The organism is Agrobacterium sp. 22-3639C2 (assembly GCF_053522105.1).
In genome coordinates, this window is sequence record NZ_JBNWDB010000005.1 from 491281 (window position 1) to 511970 (window position 20690).

The 20690-nt window shown below is 59.8% G+C and carries 17 protein-coding genes; 15 read left to right on the plus strand and 2 right to left on the minus strand.

Annotated elements, in window-relative coordinates:
• Positions 1–179 precede the first annotated feature (179 nt).
• Positions 180–1670, minus strand: a complete 1491-nt coding sequence (locus ACQZ6D_RS22610; RefSeq protein ID WP_448730036.1) for an amidohydrolase family protein — start codon at positions 1668–1670, stop codon at positions 180–182.
• Positions 1671–1838: 168 nt separating this feature from the next.
• Here ACQZ6D_RS22610 and ACQZ6D_RS22615 point away from each other — a divergent pair, with 168 nt between their 5' ends.
• The 7 genes from ACQZ6D_RS22615 (at position 1839) to ACQZ6D_RS22645 (ending at position 10188) form a co-directional block, all read left to right on the plus strand.
• Positions 1839–3404: an ABC transporter substrate-binding protein gene (locus tag ACQZ6D_RS22615; protein WP_448730035.1), complete on the plus strand. Its 1566-nt coding sequence runs from the start codon at positions 1839–1841 to the stop codon at positions 3402–3404.
• A 171-nt stretch (positions 3405–3575) separates the two neighbouring features.
• The gene (locus ACQZ6D_RS22620) at positions 3576–4544 is read left to right on the plus strand and encodes an ABC transporter permease (protein ID WP_004431345.1); all 969 of its coding nucleotides are present in this window, start codon (positions 3576–3578) and stop codon (positions 4542–4544) included.
• An 18-nt stretch (positions 4545–4562) separates the two neighbouring features.
• Complete coding sequence (locus ACQZ6D_RS22625; RefSeq protein WP_038495432.1) at positions 4563–5513, plus strand: ABC transporter permease; 951 nt, start codon at positions 4563–4565, stop codon at positions 5511–5513.
• A 5-nt stretch (positions 5514–5518) separates the two neighbouring features.
• Positions 5519–6712, plus strand: a complete 1194-nt coding sequence (locus ACQZ6D_RS22630; protein ID WP_448730034.1) for an amidohydrolase family protein — start codon at positions 5519–5521, stop codon at positions 6710–6712.
• Entirely contained in the window at positions 6712–8205 is a 1494-nt protein-coding gene (locus tag ACQZ6D_RS22635) for an amidohydrolase family protein (protein WP_448730033.1), read from the plus strand. Before ACQZ6D_RS22630 ends, ACQZ6D_RS22635 begins: the two co-directional genes overlap by 1 nt.
• Positions 8198–9181, plus strand: a complete 984-nt coding sequence (locus ACQZ6D_RS22640) for an ABC transporter ATP-binding protein (protein ID WP_448730032.1) — start codon at positions 8198–8200, stop codon at positions 9179–9181. The genes ACQZ6D_RS22635 and ACQZ6D_RS22640 overlap by 8 nt, the downstream gene beginning before the upstream one ends.
• Positions 9178–10188 (plus strand): ABC transporter ATP-binding protein, encoded by a 1011-nt coding sequence (locus ACQZ6D_RS22645; protein WP_448730031.1) that lies wholly within the window; start codon positions 9178–9180, stop codon positions 10186–10188. The genes ACQZ6D_RS22640 and ACQZ6D_RS22645 overlap by 4 nt, the downstream gene beginning before the upstream one ends.
• An 8-nt stretch (positions 10189–10196) precedes the next feature.
• Here ACQZ6D_RS22645 and ACQZ6D_RS22650 read toward each other — a convergent pair whose 3' ends face one another.
• A complete protein-coding gene (locus ACQZ6D_RS22650; RefSeq protein WP_004431355.1) occupies positions 10197–10874 on the minus strand; it encodes a GntR family transcriptional regulator in 678 nt (225 codons plus the stop codon).
• A gap of 129 nt (positions 10875–11003) precedes the next feature.
• On the opposite strand from ACQZ6D_RS22650, the gene ACQZ6D_RS22655 reads away from it, so the two are divergent.
• The 8 genes from ACQZ6D_RS22655 to ACQZ6D_RS22690 all read left to right on the plus strand — a co-directional run bounded on the left by ACQZ6D_RS22655 (position 11004) and on the right by ACQZ6D_RS22690 (position 20649).
• A complete protein-coding gene (locus tag ACQZ6D_RS22655) occupies positions 11004–11633 on the plus strand; it encodes a flavin reductase family protein (RefSeq protein WP_004431356.1) in 630 nt (209 codons plus the stop codon).
• A 22-nt stretch (positions 11634–11655) separates the two neighbouring features.
• Positions 11656–12372 carry an aspartate/glutamate racemase family protein gene (locus ACQZ6D_RS22660; protein ID WP_013761066.1) on the plus strand — a complete coding sequence of 239 codons (717 nt, stop codon included), beginning with the start codon at positions 11656–11658 and terminating at the stop codon, positions 12370–12372.
• Between the two features lie 115 nt (positions 12373–12487).
• Positions 12488–13423, plus strand: a complete 936-nt coding sequence (locus ACQZ6D_RS22665; protein WP_004431358.1) for a LysR family transcriptional regulator — start codon at positions 12488–12490, stop codon at positions 13421–13423.
• 112 nt (positions 13424–13535) lie between these two features.
• Entirely contained in the window at positions 13536–14015 is a 480-nt protein-coding gene (locus ACQZ6D_RS22670) for a formate dehydrogenase subunit gamma (RefSeq protein ID WP_004431359.1), read from the plus strand.
• Positions 14012–15568, plus strand: a complete 1557-nt coding sequence (locus ACQZ6D_RS22675) for a formate dehydrogenase beta subunit (protein ID WP_448730030.1) — start codon at positions 14012–14014, stop codon at positions 15566–15568. The genes ACQZ6D_RS22670 and ACQZ6D_RS22675 overlap by 4 nt, the downstream gene beginning before the upstream one ends.
• Before the next feature lie 4 nt (positions 15569–15572).
• Positions 15573–18455 (plus strand): formate dehydrogenase subunit alpha, encoded by a 2883-nt coding sequence (fdhF, locus tag ACQZ6D_RS22680; RefSeq protein ID WP_035200422.1) that lies wholly within the window; start codon positions 15573–15575, stop codon positions 18453–18455.
• A 70-nt stretch (positions 18456–18525) separates the two neighbouring features.
• Positions 18526–18864, plus strand: coding sequence for a formate dehydrogenase subunit delta (locus ACQZ6D_RS22685; protein WP_019566726.1), 339 nt, complete (start codon positions 18526–18528; stop codon positions 18862–18864).
• Positions 18865–18996: 132 nt separating this feature from the next.
• Positions 18997–20649: an OFA family MFS transporter gene (locus ACQZ6D_RS22690; protein WP_448730029.1), complete on the plus strand. Its 1653-nt coding sequence runs from the start codon at positions 18997–18999 to the stop codon at positions 20647–20649.
• Positions 20650–20690 lie beyond the last annotated feature (41 nt).

The window sequence follows — 20690 nt, forward strand, 5'->3', positions numbered from 1 at the left end:
AGTGCTAGCTCCAGTCAAAGTTCCTGACATGATGTCAGGTTTGCTCCCCGGACCCCTCCAGGCCGGGGAGATTTTGTTTTGAGGAAAGTTCCGTCAGATTTTTGTCAACAATGTCGTTGCGGGCATTTGCGGGCGGGTCGCTGGGTTGGCGGGTTGCCGGTCCTGGAGATCAGGTTGCGCTATCGCTCGCCAGGCATTGGTACCGGCGGCTGGGGAGGGTGGACCGGTTCTTCGAAGGTTCGCAGCAAACGGCCCCAGCCCGGATTATGCATATGCGCTTCAAGACCCGCGCGGGCGGCGAGTGCCAGTGCCTCTTCCTGTCCAAAGGAGAGAGCCGCATCGACGTCGGTCGTCAGAACACGGCCGTTTTCCATCAGCATCTTGCCATCGACGAAAACGGTGTCGACATCGCTTCCCAGAACCTGATGCACGAGACGGTGCACCGGCATCCACATTGGCATCAGATGTGGCTTGCGCATATCGATGACGACGACATCGGCCTTTTTGCCAATTTCGAGCGAGCCGATTTCATCTTCCATGCCGATGGCGTGGGCGGCGTCGATGGTGATCATTTCGAATATCTTGCCCGGCGGCAACAGGTAGCGATCGTGATTGTGCAGCAGATGTTGCGTGAACTGCGCAAGTCGGGCGGTCTGGAGCATATCGAAGTGACGGCTGGGTGCTGCGCCGTCGGTGGTGATGGCTACTCGAATCCCCTTGGACATCATTTCCATGATCGGCGTTGAGCGGCCCGGCGGGGCGTGGGTCACGCGCGTGCCGGTTTCCGCCAGAATGTCGATTTCTTCATGCGAGATGCCCCAGCAATGCTGGAGGTGGATATCCGGGCCGAGAAGCGCATTTTCCTTATCCTGAAACGCCATGCGGATTTGCCCCGCAAATGCATCCGAATGTAGCCTGACGCCCATTTTTCGGGCCGTCTCGCGTATTCGGCGCGCCTGCATGCGGTCGTTTTCCGTTAGTTTCACCGCCTGGTCGGGGCTTGAAGCGTTGGAGGGTTCCACCGAGGGAACGATGGTAAAGGGTGTCAGAAAAACACTGATGCGTCCGTCTGCCGTTCCGTTCAGGGCGTCGATCGTGGCTTCGCTGCCCTCAATCATTTCCTCGAAGCTTACATTGCGGCGCTCCGGAGAGCCGCTTTCCCATCGGGTCACCGGGTGCGGCCAGGGCAGGCCGGAAGGTCCAACGCAGATGATTTCACGAAGCCCGATCTCGTCATAAGCGCGGGCGTGGTTGATGGCAAAGACGGGGTCGTCGGCGCGTGGCATCGAGGTGATGATGCTGGCACCTGTCGTCACGCCGGCGCGAAGCCGCTCGATGCCGGAGACCAGGCCGTCCGCATACCAGTAATCGCGTGTGACGTAGTGATAGTAGGTCGGCGTCACGACCTTCATCCACATGGCGTTGGTGTCGGCCGCAATGCTGCGGATCAGCGCGTGCCCTGCATGGCCATGGGCGTCAATGAGGCCGGGAATGATGAGTTTTCCCCGGCAATCTATGATCTGCTTGTCGGTGTGACGTGGCGCCAGTTCCGCTGCTGTACCGATGTCGACAATACGGTCGCCCTGAATGGCAAGGCCACAATCCTCGATGATGCGTCTTTCACGATCCACCGTCACCATCGTGCCGTGCAGCAGCAGAAAATTCCCCATTTCGTCCTCTCCCTCATTGAAGCGTAGCTTGTATCCAGAACCTCGCGATTTTGGATACGATAATTGTCAACAATATTATTGACAATACGCCTGTGCGAAACAATACTCCGCCTTGCCCGGCCGGTAGGTCCGCCGGCTATCCAATGATTTATAAAAAGGGGGGATCAAATGTCCCGAATTAGAAGTTTCGTTCTGGCCGCCATGGCTGCCGCCGCCATTGCCGTTCCCGCACACGCAGAAACCTTGCGTTGGGGCGGCCGCGCGGATCTTTACTCGCTTGATCCGTATTCGGTGCCTTCCACCTCCAACCTTGCCTTTCTAAATCACATCTATGAAGGGTTGGTGCGTTACGGGCCGGACTTCAAGATTGAGCCGGCGCTTGCGACGGAGTGGAAACTTGTTGATGAAAAAACATGGCGTTTCACCCTGCGCAAAGGCGTGAAGTTCCACGACGGTGCTGAGTTTACCGCTGACGATGTCGTTGCATCTTTCACGCGCGCTTCGGATGCCACCTCGCCATTGCGCGGCAATATTCCGGTTTTCGCCGGCGTGAAGAAGGTCGATGACTACACCGTCGATCTGAACGTCACCGCGCCCACCTCGCTTTTCCTCAACGACATCACCAATATCTTCATCTTCAGTGCCAAGTGGTTGAAAGATAATAACAGCGAAAAGCCGACCGACTTCGCTTCCAAGGTCGATGGCTACACGACGATGCATACCAACGGCACCGGCCCGTTCAAGCTTGAGAGCCGTGTTCCCGATAGCAAGACGGTTCTTGTCGCCAACGATGCCTGGTGGGATCAGAAAAAACACAATCTCGATCGCATCGAATTCGTGCCGATTGCCTCGGCCGCAACCCGCGTTGCAGCTTTGCTCTCCGGCGAAATCGACCTGATCGATTCCGCACCGATCCAGGATCTGCCGCGTCTGGAATCCTCGCCGAACATCACGGTGAAGAAGCGCACCGAGCTCCGTACGCTGTTCATCGGTTTCAATCGCCGCGAAAAGCTGGAAGACGGCAAGCCCAACCCCTTCAACGATCTTCGCGTTCGCCAGGCATTCGAGGCGTCGATCGATCGTGATCTCATCAACAAGAAGGTCATGCGCGATCTTGCAAGACCGTCCGGCTCGCTTATTGCGCCTGAGATTGCGGGTTACGCCAAGTCGCTTGATACCTACCAGCCTGCCGATCCGGCAAAGGCGCAGAAGCTGCTTGCCGATGCAGGTATGAAGAACCTTGCATTCACCTATACCTGCATGAATGACGAAAGCATCAACGAGGAAGACATCTGCTCCGGCGTTGCCAACATGCTCAAACGCGGAGGTTTCCAGCCGACAATCGACATCGCCCCGCGTTCGGTACAGTCTCCCAAGCGCAATGGTGGCAAGGCCGATGTCTTCAACCTCAGCTGGGCGAACGAGCCCACGCTCGATGCCTTCTCGTTCCTGTCGCAGATCCTGTCGACCCGCAAGGGCGCGATGGGCGTATCCAACTATGGCGGCTGGTCTAACCCCGAGATCGACAAGCTGGTGGATCAGGCAGCACACGAGCAGGACAATACCAAGCGTCTCGCGCTTGAAGAAGCTGCATTGAAAATCGCCAAGGACGAGACGATGCTTGTTCCGCTGCACCAGCAGCCCATCGCCTGGGCCATGCTCGGAAAGGTCAAGAGCGTTGATTTCCGCGCCGACAACAAGCCGCGCCACTGGCTGACGCAGGTCGGCAAGTAATCCGGAATATCAGGGAGGCATTGGGCATTTCGCTGAACGCCTCCCTGAATGCTCCGCTGCCGGTGCAATTGTTGACAATGTTACGGGCGCATGCGGCCCGTACCCCGTCTCTTGCAAAAATGGGCAAACCTGCCTGCCTTTTGGCCACGGGTTTGCATCCGAGAGGTTACAATGCTGGTTTTCATCATCAAGCGTATGGGAAATGCCATTCTGGTCATGCTTTCCGTCGCGCTTATTGCATTTCTCATTTTCAGGCTTGCCGGAGACCCCGTCGAGCTGATGGTGGGGGAGCAGACATCGCAGGAAGATCGCGCCGCGTTGCGTGAGCGTCTTGGTCTTAACGACAGTCTGCCAACGCAATATCTGCGGTTTGTCAAAGATGCCGCCCAGGGCAATTTCGGCGTTTCCTATCGCAACGGCCAGCAGGTGCTGCCGCTGATCGCGGAGCGGTTTCCAGCCACGCTGGAACTGGTTCTGGTGGCCACGATCATATCGCTTGTCGTCGGCCTGCCGCTTGGGGTGCTGACGGCGATCAGGCGCGGAAAGTGGTACACGGAGGGCCTGCAATTCCTGTCGATTGTCGGCGTCTCGCTACCAAGCTTCGTTGTCGGCATTCTGCTTATTCTTGTCTTTTCGGTCAGCCTCGGCTGGGCGCCGGCCTTTGGGCGCGGTGATGTCGTGCAGCTCGGCTGGTGGTCCACCGGCTTGCTCACCTCATCGGGGCGTGCCGCACTCATTCTGCCTGCCATCGCGCTCTCGCTTTACCAGATCACGCTCGTCATGCGTCTGGTCCGCGCCGAGATGCTGGAGGTGCTGCGGTCCGATTTCGTGAAGTTCGCCCGTGCACGCGGCATTCCCCGCTGGCGCATATATTTCCGCCATGCGCTGCGCAACTGTCTTATGCCTGTTGTGACGCTGACGACGATGAATGTCGGTTCGCTCATCGCTTTTGCGCTCATCACCGAGACGGTGTTTCAGTGGCCGGGCATGGGCATGCTGTTCATACAGGCGGTGACGTTTCTCGATATCCCCGTCATGGCGGCCTATCTCTGCATCATTTCCTTCATCTTCGTTGTCCTCAACACGTTCGTCGACATTGCCTATGCGGTGATCGATCCGCGTCTGCGCACTGCGCGCTAACCGAAGGGAGCCGGTTTCATGGCCACAGACCTTCCGCAAACGGCAAAACCTGCCCGCCCGTCGCTCATCAAGCGCATACGCAACAGCGATCTCTACTGGTCGTTCAGCCACAGCAGATCGGCCAAGATCAGCGCGCTGATCCTTGCAGTCCTCATCCTCGCCGCCGTTTTCGCGCCCCTGATCGCACCGCAGAACCCTTATGACGGCGCTTCGCTCGACATGTGGAAGGCCGAACTGCCGCCGGTGTGGCAGGAGGGCGGCGAATGGCCCTATCTGCTCGGCACGGATACGCAAGGGCGCGACATGCTCTCCGCTATCCTCTACGGCACGCGCATATCGATAGTCATCGGTGTTGCCTCGGTGGCGCTTTCCTTGGTCATCGGCATGACTGCCGGGCTTGTGGCCGGTTATTTTGGCGGTTTTGCCGATAATCTCTTGATGCGCATCGGCGATATCACGCTCTCCATTCCGACAATTCTGGTGGCAATTCTCGTCTCCACGGTCGTCAGACAGATGCTCCCGGACAATCTTCGCGAGGTCGGCGCATCTGCCGTGCTCATTCTCGCCATCGCGCTTTCCGCCTGGGTGCAATATGCGCGCACGGTGCGTGCCCAGGCGATTGTCGAAACCGGCAAGGACTATGTGCAGGCAGCGAAGCTGATCGGCGTTCCCGCGCGCCGCATCATGGCAAACCATATTCTGCCCAATACGCTGACGCCGATCATGGTTGCCGCCACGCTCAACTTCGGCATGGCGATCCTGACCGAAGCGACGTTGTCGTTCCTCGGCATCGGCATGCCACCCAGCCAGCCGTCGCTCGGAACGCTGATCCGCATCGGCAACCAGTTCCTGTTTTCCGGTTCCTGGTGGATCGTGTTGTTTCCCGTTTTCCAGCTCTGCCTGCTCGTCGTCACCGTCAACCTTCTGGGTGACTGGCTGCGCGATGCGCTCAATCCGAAACTGAGGTGAGTTCCATGTACGATCTTCTGCTCCGCAACGTCAGGCCCATGGCGGGCGACACCTGCGATATTCTGGTAAGACAGGGAAAGATTGCCGGTTTTGGAAAGTTCGAGGCCGAACCCGGTATGCCGGTCGAGGATGGCAACGGCGCAATCGTCGCGCCCGGTCTCATCGATGCACACACCCATCTCGACAAGACGACATGGGGCATGCCCTGGCATGAGAACAACCGTGCCGCCATCCTGCGCGGACGGATCGATTTCGAGCGCGAGAACCGCACCCAGATCGGTATCGATCCGCACCGCCAGTCCATGCGCCACGCCATCGGCCTTGCTGCAAACGGCGGCACGCATATCCGCAGCCATGTGGATATCGATCCGACCCACGGCCTGAAGCTTGTCGAAGGCATATGGGAAACACGTGAGAAGCTGAAAGGCATCATCGACATAGAGGTCGTTGCCTTCCCGCAGTCCGGCGTCATGGTTATGCCCGGCACGGTGGAGCTGCTGGACGAGGCCTTGAAACAGGGTTGCGAAGTCCTTGGCGGCATCGATCCCTGCGGCATCGATCGCGATCCCAAAGGTCAGCTCGATATCCTCTTTCAACTCGCGGTCAGGCACGGCGTGCCGATCGACATTCATCTGCATGAGGCCGCCGATCTCGGCGCCTTCACGATGGAGCTGATCTTCGAGCGTATTCGTGCCAATGGCATGGAGGGCAAGGTCGCAATCAGCCACGCCTTTGCGCTGGGCATGAATGATTACATCAGGGTCGGCAAGCTGATCGATGAAATCGCCCGGCTCGATGTGGCGATCCTGACGACGGGCGCGCCCTCGGCAACCGTGCCGTCGATCATGCGGTTGAAGGAAGCCGGCGTTCGCGTTGGCGGCGGTTGTGATGGCATTCGCGATACCTGGGGACCTTGGGGCCAGCCGGATATGCTCGACCGGGCCAAGATCATCGGCATGAAGAACGGCTTGCGCTCGGATATCGAGCTTGCGCATGTCCTGCATGTCGTCTCGCAGGGCGGTGCCGATGTCATGGGCCTCAAGGATTACGGTCTTGAGGTTGGCTGCTCCGCCGATTTCACGCTGCTGACAGGCGAAACATTGGCCCATGCCGTTGTCGATGTCGCGCCGCGGCCGCTGGTCGTAAAGGGCGGACGCGTGACCGCCAGAGGCGGCAAGGCTGTGGTGGAGGCGCCATGATGAACAATCCGCTACAGTCTATCGCTCTCGGTGAACGCCCCTCCGGTCGCACGCTGCTCACCGCAAGCTGGGTGGTCGGTCATAAGGACGGGTCTCACCGGCTGTTGAAAAACGGCGAAGTGGTTTTCGAGAACGGCGAAATCCTTTTTGTCGGCCATGGCTTTCCGGGCGAGGTCGCGCGCCGCGTCGATTTCGGCAATGCCCTGATCAGCCCCGGCCTGATCGACCTCGATGCGCTTTCCGATTTCGATACGACTATTCTGGGGATCGACAATCACCCCGGCTGGGCGAAGGGCCGTGTCTGGCCGCGCTCCTATGTCGACGCCGGTCCTTACGAGATGTATTCCGAGGAGGAGCTTGCCTTTCAGAAACGTTTCGCCTTTGGCCAGCTTCTCCTCAACGGCATCACCACGGCGGCACCCATTGCCTCGCTGTTTTATCGTGAATGGGGAGAAACGGTCGCTGAATTCGAGGCTGCGGCCGATGCTGCCGGCGAACTTGGTCTCCGGGTCTATCTCAGCCCCGCCTTCCGCTCCGGCGGCATGGTGCTGGAAGAGCCGGGGCGCATGGTGCCCGTGTTCGATGAGGAACGAGGTCTTCAGGGGCTGAAGGAAGCGGTGTCGTTCATCGAACGGCAGGCCGGAAGGCAAGGTGATCTCGTCCGCGGCCTTCTCGCACCTGATAGGGTTGAAACATCGACGCTCACCCTGCTGGAAAGAACCGATGCGGCCGCCCGTGATCTCGGCTGCAAATTCCGGCTGCATATGGCCCAGGGCACCATGGAAGTTGACACGGTTCGCAAGCTGCATGGCTCAACCGCGCCGGTATGGCTCGCAAAAGCAGGCCTGCTGAGCGACCGCCTTATCGCGCCGCATGCCACCAATGCGACGCAGGAAGATCTGGCGCTCTATGCGGAAAACGGCGTGTCGATCGTCCACTGTCCGCTGGTGTCGGCCAGAAGCGGCAGTACGCTGTCGTCCTTCTCCGCGTGCCGGCAGCTTGGAATAAACATTGCGATGGGCACCGATACGGCGCCCGCCGACATGCTGATGAACCTGCTTGTCGGTCTCATAACCTGCCGCATCAATGACGGTGCTCCAGATAAGGTCCGCTCGGCCGATCTGTTCGACGCCGCCACGCTCGGCGGCGCTCGGGCGCTGGGTCGCTCCGATCTCGGGCATCTTTCCAAGGGTGCGCGCGCCGATATCGCGGTCTTCGATCTGGATGACACGGTCATGGCACCGAGCCTCGATCCGATCACGACGATTGTCACTGGCGGTTCGGGCAAAATCACGCGCGCCGTGTTTGTCGATGGTCGTCTCTCCATGCGGGAAAGACAGGTCTCGAACATCGACATGGCGAGCGCCCGCGTTCAGGCGCAGGCACAGTTCGATGGGCTGATCGCGAAATATCCCGAGCGAAGCTGGGCTAATCCGCCCGTTTCGGAAATCTTCCCCCCGAGCTACCCGGTGGAGGTGAATACCAATGGATGACATGAACCAGTCGGTTATCGATGTCCGCAATTTGAAAGTCGAGTTCCCTGGCCGCCGGGGAACGGTGACGGCACTTTCGGATATCAGCCTTTCCATCCGCCCCGGCGAAATCCTCGGTGTGGTCGGGGAGTCCGGTGCCGGAAAATCCATGACCGGCCTTGCGATACAGGGCCTGCTCGAAAAACCGGGCCGCATCGCTGATGGCGAAATATGGCTTGGGTCGCGTCGTATCGATCAACTCGATGCCAGGGCGATGGAAAGCATCCGTGGCCGGGAAATCGGCGCGATCTTTCAGGATCCGCTCACCTCACTCAATCCGCTGTTCACGGTTGGCGCGCAACTTGTCGAGACGATCCGCCAGCATCTGCCGCTTTCGAAAAGGGATGCAAAGGCACGCGCAGTCCAGCTTTTGCGTGATGTCGGTATTCCATCTCCGGAAGAGCGCGTCGATCACCATCCGCATCAATTCTCCGGTGGTATGCGCCAGCGCGTCGTCATAGCGCTCGCACTTGCGGCGTCGCCGAAACTGATCATCGCCGACGAACCGACGACGGCGCTTGACGTGTCGATCCAGGCGCAGATCATCTCGCTGCTGCGCAAGCTCTGCAAGGAAAAGCAGACGGCTGTCATGCTGGTCACCCATGATATGGGCGTCATTGCCGAGGCAGCCGACCGCGTTGCCGTGCTTTATGCCGGCAGGTTGATAGAGGTGGGGCCGGTCGAGCAGGTTCTCCATGCGCCGAGGCACCCCTACACGCAGGGCCTGATGGCCTCCATTCCTTCGCTCGGCGCGCGAGTGGAACGGCTCAACCAGATCGACGGGGCCATGCCGCGTCTCGACGCCATCCCGCCCGGATGCGCCTTCAATCCGCGCTGCGGCTTCTCAGGACCGCGCTGTCTTCGCGAGCGGCCGGAACTGGAAGCGGTGGGTGATGGCGCCAGCGCTTGCTGGATGAATGCAGGAGGTACAGCATGAACACGCCCGTTCAAAGAACACCCGCATTGACGGTCAAGGGCCTCACCAAGACCTTCGATGTCTCTGCCCCCTGGCTCAATCGGGTCATCGAGCGCAAGCCCCGGCAATTCGTCCAGGCCGTAAACGACATCGATTTTACGGTTCCGGCGGGCGGCTGTCTCAGCATCGTGGGGGAAAGCGGCTGCGGCAAGTCCACGGTTGCCCGTCTGGTGACCGGGCTGTTCCGGCCAAGTGCGGGTAATTTCCATTTTGCCAAGGGCCGCAAGGATACACCGCTTTCGGCGCAGATGATCTTTCAGGATCCCTATGCCTCGCTCAATCCGCGCTGGCGGGTGAAGAATATAATTGCCGAACCCATCCGCGAACTGAAACTTCGTGCGACCCGGGCCGAGGCCATGGAACGGGTGGAGGAACTGTTGCTGACGGTTGGTCTGTCTGCTTCGGACGGCGAAAAGTTTCCGCATGAATTTTCAGGCGGCCAGCGTCAGCGCATCTCCATTGCTCGCGCTTTGGCAAGTGAGCCCGAGTTTCTGGTCTGTGACGAGCCGACATCGGCACTCGATGTATCGGTGCAGGCGCAGGTGCTGAACCTGATGCGACGCCTCCAGGACGAGTTGGGGCTGACCTATCTGTTTATCAGCCATGACATGAGCGTGGTTCGCCACATGTCGGATCGCATCGCGGTCATGTATCTTGGCCGCATCGTGGAGGAGGGCGACACGGAGGAGCTGTTCGCCCGCCCGCGTCACCCCTATACCCAGCTTCTGCTGCAGACCATTCCCAATATCGACGCGCCGCGCCGTGACAGGGAACTGGTTGCCGGTGAAGTTCCAAGCCCGCTCAAACCGCCATCGGGATGCACGTTTCATCCGCGTTGCCCGCTTGCGACGGCGCGCTGTTCGGCGGAGGTGCCAAAGGTGCGCACGCTTGTCGGCGGCACACGTGTCGCCTGCCATCTGGTGGCGGACGAAGAAGAGCTGGTTGTGAAGGAAAGAGAACTCGTCTGACCGTCGGGTCAGGCGAGTGCGGCGCGCAGATCGTGGGAAAGGTCGCGGATTTCGCTGAGATCGAGTTCCGCTTCCACATGTTCCAGATGGTGGGTCATCAGATGCGTGGCTTTCGCCGGGTCGTTATTGGCAATCGCATCGACGATTTCCGCATGCTCGTCCGGTCCGCAATTGAAGCGGTCGGTGTTGCGGTAAACGGCGGTGATGAGAGAGGAACGCGAAATGAGGTCGCGCATGGTGGTGAACAGGAAATCGGAACCGGCCGTTTCCGCAAGCAGCAGATGGAACCCGCCGGAGAGCTTGATGATATCTGTGGTGATGTTGTGAGCATTGGCCACGCGCTCCTTGGCGACATGGTCGCGAAGCCTTTTCAGATCGGCCTTGGTGGCCGATTTGCACAGACGTTCAACGACACATTGCTCCACGGTACGGCGCACGAAGAACACGTCTCTGGCTTCTTCGACCGATGGTTTCGAAACGAAGGCGCCGCGATTGGGAACGATGGTAACGAGACCGTCGCGCTCCAGAACGGACAGGGCCTGACGGATACGTGCACGGCTGACACTGAAAATTGTCGCCAGTTGTTCTTCCTTCAGCTGCACGCCGGGACGCAGCCGCCGCTCAGCGATGGACAGCCAGACTTTCTCGACAATTTGCTGTGTGGACTGGCCGTTCTGCTCGGTCATTTTGTTCGCTCTCCCTTAGGGTTAGAAAAGCGTGATGCCGCCGAAAAAGTCAACTGTTTCAACAGGGTTTTGGTTGCATAATTGTCAACAATATGAAACAATATTGTATACTATAAACGGGACAACGTCATGGAATTCGACTTCACCACGCTTGAGCCGCAGAGCCGCTATCGGTTGCTGACGAATTTTATTGGTCCACGGCCGATAGCGCTTGTCACGACCCGCTCGGAAGCGGGCCACAACAATGCAGCGCCGATGAGCTTTTTCAACGTCTTCTCCCATGATCCGCCCATCGTTGTTCTCGGAATCCAGCCGCGTCTGAATGGCGAGGAGAAGGACACGATGGCCAATATTCGCCGCACCGGCGAGTTTGTCGTCAACATGGTCGATATGACTATTTCCGAACATATGCTTGTCTGCGGCCTCGGTTTCGACAGCGAGGTCGACGAACTTTCCATGGCGCAGCTGACGCCGACGCCCTGCAACAAGATCGATGCAAGCTTTGCAGCGGAATCGCCCTGCGCCTTCGAGTGCCGGGTGGAGCGTCTGATCGATTATCCGCGCCGGACGCTGGTGCTGGGGGAGGTAGTGCACATGCATGTCCACAGGGACTGCCTCGACAAGGAGGGGCATTATGTCGATCCGGACCGATACCAGCCGATCGCACGCCTCCATGCCGACAATTACATTACCTCGGATCGCCAGTTCGTCTTGAAGGCGCCACCCATTACCGACTTCATCAAGCCAGATGGCAAGTGACAGTCCCGAAAGGCTGACCTGAATGCATATTCGTCTGATCAACCCGAACTCAACCGCCTCGATGACGGCGCAGGCGCTCGAGAGCGCCTTGCGCGTCAGGCAGGCGGATACGAAGATTTCCGCTGCAAACCCTGTCGATACGCCGGTCAGTATCGAAGGCGGGGCCGATGAGGCGCTGGCTGTTCCCGGCATGCTGGAGGAAATCCGCAAGGGTGAGCGGCTGGGCGTCGATGCCTATGTCATTGCCTGCTTTGATGATCCGGGCCTGCATGCGGCGCGTGAAGTCGCGCGTGGTCCCGTGATCGGCATCTGCCAGGCCGGCATTCAGGTGGCGATGACGATCAGCCGCCGCTTTTCCATCATCACAACGCTGCCGCGCTCCATCCCCATTATCGAAGATCTCGTCGATAGCTACGGTGCACAGCGGCATTGCCGCAGGGTTCGTGCCATCAATCTGCCGGTGCTGGGTCTTGAAGAGGATCCGCTTGCAGCCGAGGCGATGTTGATCCGCGAAATCGAAGCGGCCAAGAAAGAAGATGCGGCAGAAGCCATCATCCTCGGTTGCGCCGGCATGTCCGCACTGTGCGACAGGCTGCGCGAGGCAACCGGCGTCCCTGTCATCGATGGTGTCACGGCCGCCGTCAAGCTGGCCGAAGCCCTGGTGGGTGCGGGTTACGTGACATCCAAGGTCAATGCCTATGATTATCCGCGGGTGAAAGAAACCAAGCTCGTCGCCTGACCGGGAAAGGCGGGTGCGGCAAAGCGCCTCCACGGCGTTTGCGACAAAGCCCGCCTCGCTCTAGTGTCTGCTTTCGCGCCGGTCCGCAGAATGGCCGCGCGGGATGGGAGGCAGGATGATCGACAAGCTGGAGTTTTTCATTGCACTTGCGCGCGCGGAGCATTTCGGGCGGGCCGCGGAGGAGTGCGGCATCTCGCAGCCGACGCTGTCTGCGGCAATCCGGCAACTGGAAGATCAGCTCGGTGTCGTGCTCGTCGTGCGCGCGGCCCGATATCAGGGCCTGACGCCGGAGGGGCAGCGGGTGCTCGAATGGGCAAGGCGCATCGTTGCCGATACACGCACGATGCGGGAGGAAATGCGGGCTGCGCGTAAAGGTCTCGCCGGCCATATCCGGCTGGCCGTCATCCCCACCGCTCTCGCCATGGTGCCCAGGCTCACCGAACCCTTTCAGGCGCGTCACCCGGCAGTCACGTTTTCCGTCACCTCCCGCACGTCGTTGCAGGTTCTCAGCCAGATCGAAAATCTCGAAATCGACGCGGGAATCACCTATCTCGACAACGAACCTCTGGGCCGGGTAACGACGGTTCCACTTTACTCGGAGCGATATCACCTGATTGCGGCTGCAGGCACGCCCCTTGCCGATCAAGAGAGCGTGACCTGGAAGCAGGTTTCGGGTCTTCGGCTTTGCCTATTGACTTCCGACATGCAAAACCGCCGCATTATCAACAAGCACATGGCCGAAGCGGGTGTTGAAGCGAAACCCACGCTCGAATCCAATTCGATGATTGTACTGTTTTCCCATATCCGAACCGGACAATGGGCTTCAATTATGCCGCGTAACATCGCGGAATCGTTTGGTTTTCCAAAGCAGATCCGAATGATCCCGATTGTCGAGCCCGATGCCGAGCATCTTGTCGGCCTCATCGCCACCTATCGTGAACCGCATACGCCACTTGTTTCCGCACTGCTGCATGAGGCCCGATTGCGCGTCGCGGCCTCCGCTTTTGATAGAAATTTCCTATCGACTGACGGAAAGACGATATTGACCTGATCTTGCTCCGCTCGCCATTCTTTCGCCATCAGGCAGCGCGGCGCGCCGGACAAGGATGTGGAGGTCCTCCGGTTCAAACGCCCGCCACCTGTCAGTTTGGGAGGACTGGCTCATGAATATTCGTGCTGTCGCCGCAGATGAGGCGACGCGTGTGCAGGCTATCATTGACGACTGTCTGCATATGGAAGGGCCAATGTTGCCCATCCTGCACAGGGTGCAGGAAGAATTCGGCTATGTGCCTGATAGCGTCAAACAGGTGATCGCCCTGGCCCTCAACGTATCGCGTGCCGAAGTGCATGGTGTTGTGAGCTTCTATCCTGATTTCCGCGACCATCCCGGCGGGCGCCATGTGCTGAAGCTCTGTCGGGCCGAGGCTTGCCAGTCGATGGGCTGCGAGTCTCTTGCCGACACCATCAAGGGGAAACTTGGTCTCGACTGGCACCAGACGGCAAAGGATGGTTCGGTCACACTCGAGCCGGTCTTCTGTCTCGGGCTCTGCGCCCAGGCACCCGCGCTGATGCTGGATGGTGAGGTTCATGCCAGAGTGGATGAGCACTGTCTTGGCGACATTCTGGCGGAGGTGCGTCGATGAGCGTGACCGTTTTCGTGCCTTGCGATTCCGCAGCACTCGCCGTTGGTGCCGACCGCGTTGCCGAAGCAATCCAGGGTGAGGCCGCGGCCCGCAAACTTGATATTCGCCTTGTCCGCAACGGTTCGCGCGGCCTGCTCTGGCTTGAAGTGCTGGTAGAGGTCGACACCCATCATGGCCGCGTTGCGTATGGTCCGGTCAAAGCTTCTGATGTTTCCGGGCTGTTCGATGCGGATTTTCTTGATGGCAGCGATCATGCGCTCTGTCTTGGGCCGACCGAAGAAATCCCTTTCCTGAAGAATCAGACGCGCCTGACGTTTGCGCGCTGCGGCGTGACCGATCCGCTTTCGCTGGAAGACTACCGTGCCAACAAGGGCATGAAGGGGCTGGAGAGAGCCGTCGCACTCACCCCCGCGGAGATCGTCAAACAGGTCACCGATAGCGGCCTTCGCGGACGGGGTGGCGCCGGTTTTCCGACCGGTATCAAGTGGAAAACCGTGGCGGATGCCACCGCTGATCAGAAATACATCGTCTGCAATGCGGATGAGGGCGACAGCGGCACCTTTGCCGACCGCATGATCATGGAAGGCGATCCCTTTGTCCTTATCGAGGGCATGGCCATTGCCGGCCTCGCGGTTGGTGCAACGAAGGGCTACATCTATACCCGCTCCGAATATCCCCATGCCGTTAGGACGATGGAAAAAGCCATCGACATTGCCCGGCGAGAAGGGGTTCTCGGCGCGTCTGTGCTGGGTTCGGGTCGCGCGTTCGATCTCGAGGTGCGTATGGGCGCCGGAGCCTATGTATGCGGTGAGGAAACCTCGCTGCTCAACAGTCTCGAAGGCAAGCGCGGCACGGTGCGCGCCAAGCCGCCGCTTCCCGCCCTGCAGGGGCTGTTCGGCAAGCCGACGGTAGTCAACAATGTCATTTCTCTCGCTTCGATCCCTGTGATCATGGATCGCGGCGCGGCGTTCTACCGGGATTTCGGCATTGGTCGTTCGCACGGCACAATCCCGATCCAGCTTGCCGGAAACATCAGACATGGCGGGCTTTACGAGACCGCTTTCGGTCTGCCGCTCGGGCAATTGATCAACGAGATCGGCGGCGGTACCATTACTGGCCGGCCGGTCAAGGCGGTTCAGGTCGGCGGCCCATTGGGCGCTTATTTCCCGGTGTCGCTGTTTGATACGCTGTTCGACTACGAAGCATTTACCGCCGCAGGCGGCCTGATAGGTCATGCGGGCATCGTCGTCTTTGACGACACCGCCGATATGCTGCGCCAGGCGCGTTTTGCCCTGGAATTCTGTGCCGTCGAAAGTTGCGGAAAGTGTACGCCATGCCGGATCGGTTCGACACGCGGTGTCGAGACGGTGGACAAGATTTCCCTTGGAATAGAAGCAGAGCGAAATACGGCGCTGCTTGAGGATCTCTGCGAAACCATGAAGTTCGGTTCGCTCTGCGCGCTAGGCGGTTTCACGCCTTATCCCGTGATGAGCGCGCTCAGGCACTTCCCGCAGGATTTTGCACCCATCCCACGTGTCGAAGCGGCGGAGTAAGACCATGGCCCTTATATCTGAAATCGACTACGGAACGCCAAAATCCACCTCGACAGAGATGGTCACGCTAACGATAGACGGCCGCGAGATCACCGTGCCGGCGGGAACGTCCATCATGCGTGCTTCGAGAGAAGCGGGCATCGATGTTCCCAAACTCTGCGCCACCGATATGGTCGATGCCTTCGGTTCCTGTCGCCTCTGTCTCATCGAGGTGGAGGGGCGCAATGGCACCCCCGCCTCCTGCACCACACCGGTGGCGGCCGGTCTTGTCGTCCACACCCAGACGGAACGCCTGAAGCAGATCCGCAAGGGTGTGATGGAGCTTTATATCTCCGACCACCCGCTCGACTGTCTCACCTGCGCCGCAAATGGCGACTGTGAATTGCAGGATATGGCTGGCGCCGTCGGCCTGCGTGACGTGCGTTACGGCTATGATGGTGACAACCATGTGAAGGCCCGTGCCGGCGATGGCGACCTCAACGCCAACTGGATGCCCAAGGACGAGAGCAACCCGTATTTCACCTACGATCCGTCAAAGTGCATCGTCTGTTCACGCTGCGTGCGCGCCTGTGAGGAAGTGCAGGGAACGTTCGCGTTGACGATCGAAGGGCGCGGCTTCGAAAGCCGCGTTTCGCCCGGCGCCCACGAGGCATTTCTTGATTCCGAATGCGTTTCCTGCGGCGCCTGCGTGCAGGCCTGTCCGACGGCGACGCTGACTGAAAAATCGGTGATCGACATCGGCCAGCCGGAACATTCGCTGGTCACCACCTGCGCTTATTGCGGCGTCGGCTGTTCGTTTAAGGCGGAAATGCGTGGCGAAGAGCTGGTTCGCATGGTGCCGTGGAAGGACGGTCAGGCAAACCGTGGCCATTCCTGCGTCAAGGGTCGCTTTGCTTATGGTTATGCCAGCCACCGCGACCGTATTCTCAACCCGATGGTCCGCGAAAAGATCAGCGACCCGTGGCGCGAAGTGACGTGGGACGAGGCATTTGCCCATGTCGCCTCCGAATTCCAGCGCATTCAGGGAACCTATGGCCGCGAATCCATCGGCGGCATCACCTCGTCTCGTTGCACCAATGAAGAGACCTTTCTGGTCCAGAAGCTCATCCGTGCCGGTTTCGGCAACAACAATGTCGATACCTGCGCCCGCGTCTGTCATTCGCCGACGGGGTACGGGTTGGGGCAGGCGTTCGGCACCTCTGCCGGAACGCAGAATTTCGATTCCGTCGAACATTCGGATGTTGTCCTCGTCATCGGCGCCAACCCGACGGACGGGCACCCGGTGTTCGGCTCACGCCTGAAGAAGCGGCTGCGCCAGGGCGCCAAGCTGATCGTCATCGATCCGCGCCGCATCGATCTCGTTCGCACGCCGCATGTGGAGGCGTCGTTCCATTTGCCGCTGAAGCCTGGAACGAACGTCGCCGTGCTGACAGCCCTTGCCCATGTCATCGTCACCGAAGGATTGTTCGACGAGGCCTTCATCCGCGAGCGTTGCGACTGGTCGGAATTTGAGGACTGGGCCGCGTTCGTGGCCGAACCGCAGCATGGCCCGGAGGAAACCGAAGTCTTTACCGGCGTTCCCGCCGATGAGCTGCGCGGTGCCGCCAGGCTCTTTGCCAAGGGCGGCAATGGCGCAATCTATTACGGACTCGGCGTTACCGAACACAGCCAGGGTTCCACGACGGTCATGGCGATTGCCAATCTTGCCATGGCGACCGGAAACATTGGTCGCCCCGGTGTCGGCGTCAATCCGCTGCGTGGCCAGAACAATGTGCAGGGTTCCTGCGACATGGGTTCCTTCCCGCATGAGCTCCCCGGCTATCGCCATATATCCGACGATGCCACCCGGGAAATATTCGAAAAGCTCTGGGGCGTTACCCTCAACAACGAGCCGGGGCTGCGCATCCCCAACATGCTGGATGCAGCCGTCGATGGCAGTTTCAAGGGCATCTACATTCAGGGCGAAGACATCCTCCAGTCGGACCCGGACACCAAGCATGTTTCAGCCGGTCTTGCCGCGATGGAATGTGTTGTCGTGCACGACCTGTTCCTGAACGAGACGGCGAACTACGCGCATGTCTTTCTGCCGGGTTCCACCTTCCTCGAAAAGGATGGCACGTTCACTAATGCCGAACGCCGCATCAATCGTGTGCGCAAGGTCATGTCGCCGAAAAACGGCTATTCGGATTGGGAGGTCACCCAGAAGCTGGCTCAGGCCATGGGGCTGAACTGGAACTATACGCACCCGTCGCAGATCATGGATGAAATCGCCGCGACGACACCGAGCTTTGCCGGCGTTTCCTATGACTATCTGGAGAGCAGAGGCTCGGTGCAGTGGCCGTGTAACGAAAAATTCCCGGAAGGCTCGCCGATCATGCATGTGGACGGGTTCGTGCGCGGCAAGGGCAAGTTCATCCGCACCGAATATGTGGCGACGGACGAGCGTACCGGCCCGCGCTTTCCGCTGCTGCTCACCACCGGCCGCATTCTGTCGCAGTACAATGTCGGCGCGCAGACACGGCGCACCGAAAACGTCGTCTGGCATGAGGAGGATCGTCTTGAAATCCATCCGCATGATGCCGAACAGCGTGGCGTCAAGGATGGTGACTGGATCAAGCTTGCCAGCCGTTCGGGCGATACGACGCTACGGGCGCTAATCACCGATCGCGTTGCGCCGGGGGTGGTCTATACCACCTTCCACCATCCGGGCACGCAGGCAAACGTCATTACCACCGACTACTCCGACTGGGCGACGAACTGTCCGGAATACAAGGTCACTGCGGTTCAGGTCTCGCCCTCGAACGGGCCGACCGAATGGCAGGAAGGATATGACGCGCTCAGCCGCCGTTCGCGGCGGATCGCAGGCAAGCTCGAGGCGGCCGAATAATCGGGGCCGGGGTAATCCCGGCCTTTTGAAAACGTGAATGTCGTCCGTCAGGCGGCGCGGGGAAACAGCCATGTTGCTTAATCACACCGACGAAAAACTGGTGAGAATGGCGAACCAGATCGCGACTTTTTTCCTTTCCCAGCCGGAGGATATCCGCGTTGAGGGTGTCGCCACCCACATTAACAAATTCTGGGAACCCCGTATGCGCAAACGGTTTTTCGAGATGGTTGATGCCGGTGCCGGGGAGTTTTTGCCGCTGGTGCTCGCAGCAGCGCTCAAGATCAAGAGGCCCGGGGTGCCCGCCGCCGATGCGGTCGGGCTTGGCAAGGATGCCACGGGAACGCCGGAGGGCAAGGGCGTTGCTGCGGGCGAGTCCTTGTCCGAACCGAGCATTCCCGAAACCACGTAAAGCCAGGCGGTAACACGCCGCAAACAGGTATTGCCGGATGGGGGACCTCCGGCGATCTCGGTAACGCCCGGTCGATGCGGCCAATGCGGGCGTATCATGGTTGTCCAGACATTCACGAGGGAGGTAGTGTCGATGGCAGTAGCAGGCGTATCTGCGGGAGGGCCGGCGCAAGCCGGGGTTCTGGACCGCGAACGGATCATAGCAAAACCGGGCTTCAACCGCTGGCTGGTACCGCCGGCGGCTTTGGCCATTCACTTGTGTATCGGCATGGCCTACGGCTTCAGCGTCTTCTGGCTGCCGCTGTCGAAGGCATTGCCGGCAACGGACCCCAGTTGCTCCAGCCTTACCCTTGTCGGGGCACTGTTCACCACGGAGTGCAACTGGCGTGTGGCCGATCTTGGCTGGATCTATACGCTCTTCTTCGTCTTGCTCGGATGCTCGGCGGCGATCTGGGGCGGTTGGTTGGAAAGGGTCGGGCCGCGCAAGGCCGGCTTCGTTTCCGCCTGCTGCTGGTGCGGCGGCATTCTGGTTGCAGCGCTTGGCGTGATGACGCACCAGCTCTGGCTGATGTGGGTCGGGGCAGGTGTCATCGGCGGCGTTGGTCTTGGTCTCGGTTACATCTCGCCGGTCTCGACATTGATCAAATGGTTTCCGGACCGGCGCGGCATGGCAACCGGCATGGCCATCATGGGCTTCGGCGGCGGCGCTATGATCGGCGCACCGCTTGCCAATCTGCTCATGAATACCTTCAAGACGGATACATCAGTCGGTGTCTGGCAAACGTTCGTCGTCATGGCATTGATCTATTTCGTCTTCATGATGGCGGGTGCCTTCGGTTACCGCATTCCACCGGCGGGCTGGCGTCCGGAAGGCTGGAAGGCCCCGGCGGCCAAAAGTGCCATGATCACCAATCGTCACGTTCATCTGCGTGATGCGCACAAGACGAAGCAGTTCTGGCTCATCTGGGCGGTTCTGTGCCTCAACGTGTCGGCGGGTATCGGCGTGATCGGCATGGCATCGCCAATGTTGCAGGAGATTTTTGCGGGTTCGTTGATCGGTCTGCCCGGCGTTGGCTTTGCTGACCTCAATATCGAGCAGAAAGCATCGATCGCCGCCATCGCGGCCGGGTTCACCGGCCTGCTGTCGCTGTTTAACATCGGCGGCCGCTTCTTCTGGGCTTCCATGTCCGACAAGATCGGCCGCAAGAACACTTACTTCTGCTTCTTCGTGCTTGGCATCATTCTTTATGCGCTGGCCCCGACGCTGGCAACGATGGGTTCCAAGGCGTTCTTCGTTCTTGCCCTCGGCATCATCCTGTCGATGTATGGCGGCGGCTTTGCAACCATTCCCGCCTATCTTGCCGACATCTTCGGCACGCAGTTTGTCGGCGCGATCCATGGCCGTCTGCTGACGGCATGGGCAACGGCGGGTATCGCCGGGCCTGTTGTCGTGAATTACATCCGCGAGGCACAGATTGCGGCCGGTGTCGCGCCGGGTCCCGCACTCTATACCAGCACCATGTACATCCTGGCGGGGATGCTCGCGATCGGCCTCGTCGCCAACGCGTTTGTCCGGCCGCTGCCGGAGAAATGGTTCATGTCGGATGCGGAGGTTGCGACACTTCAGGCCAAGACTGCAGCTGCCAATGCAGGGCCCACCGGTTCCTTCGGTATCGGCAGGGGTGGTTTGGACGCCAAGGCCGCACTGGCCTGGGCAGCCGTCGGCATACCACTTCTCTGGGGCGTGTGGGTCACGGTCAAAAGCAGCCTTGTGCTGTTTGGCTGATTGCGACAAGCATCAGATCGTCCGGGCAGCCCTGTGGCTGC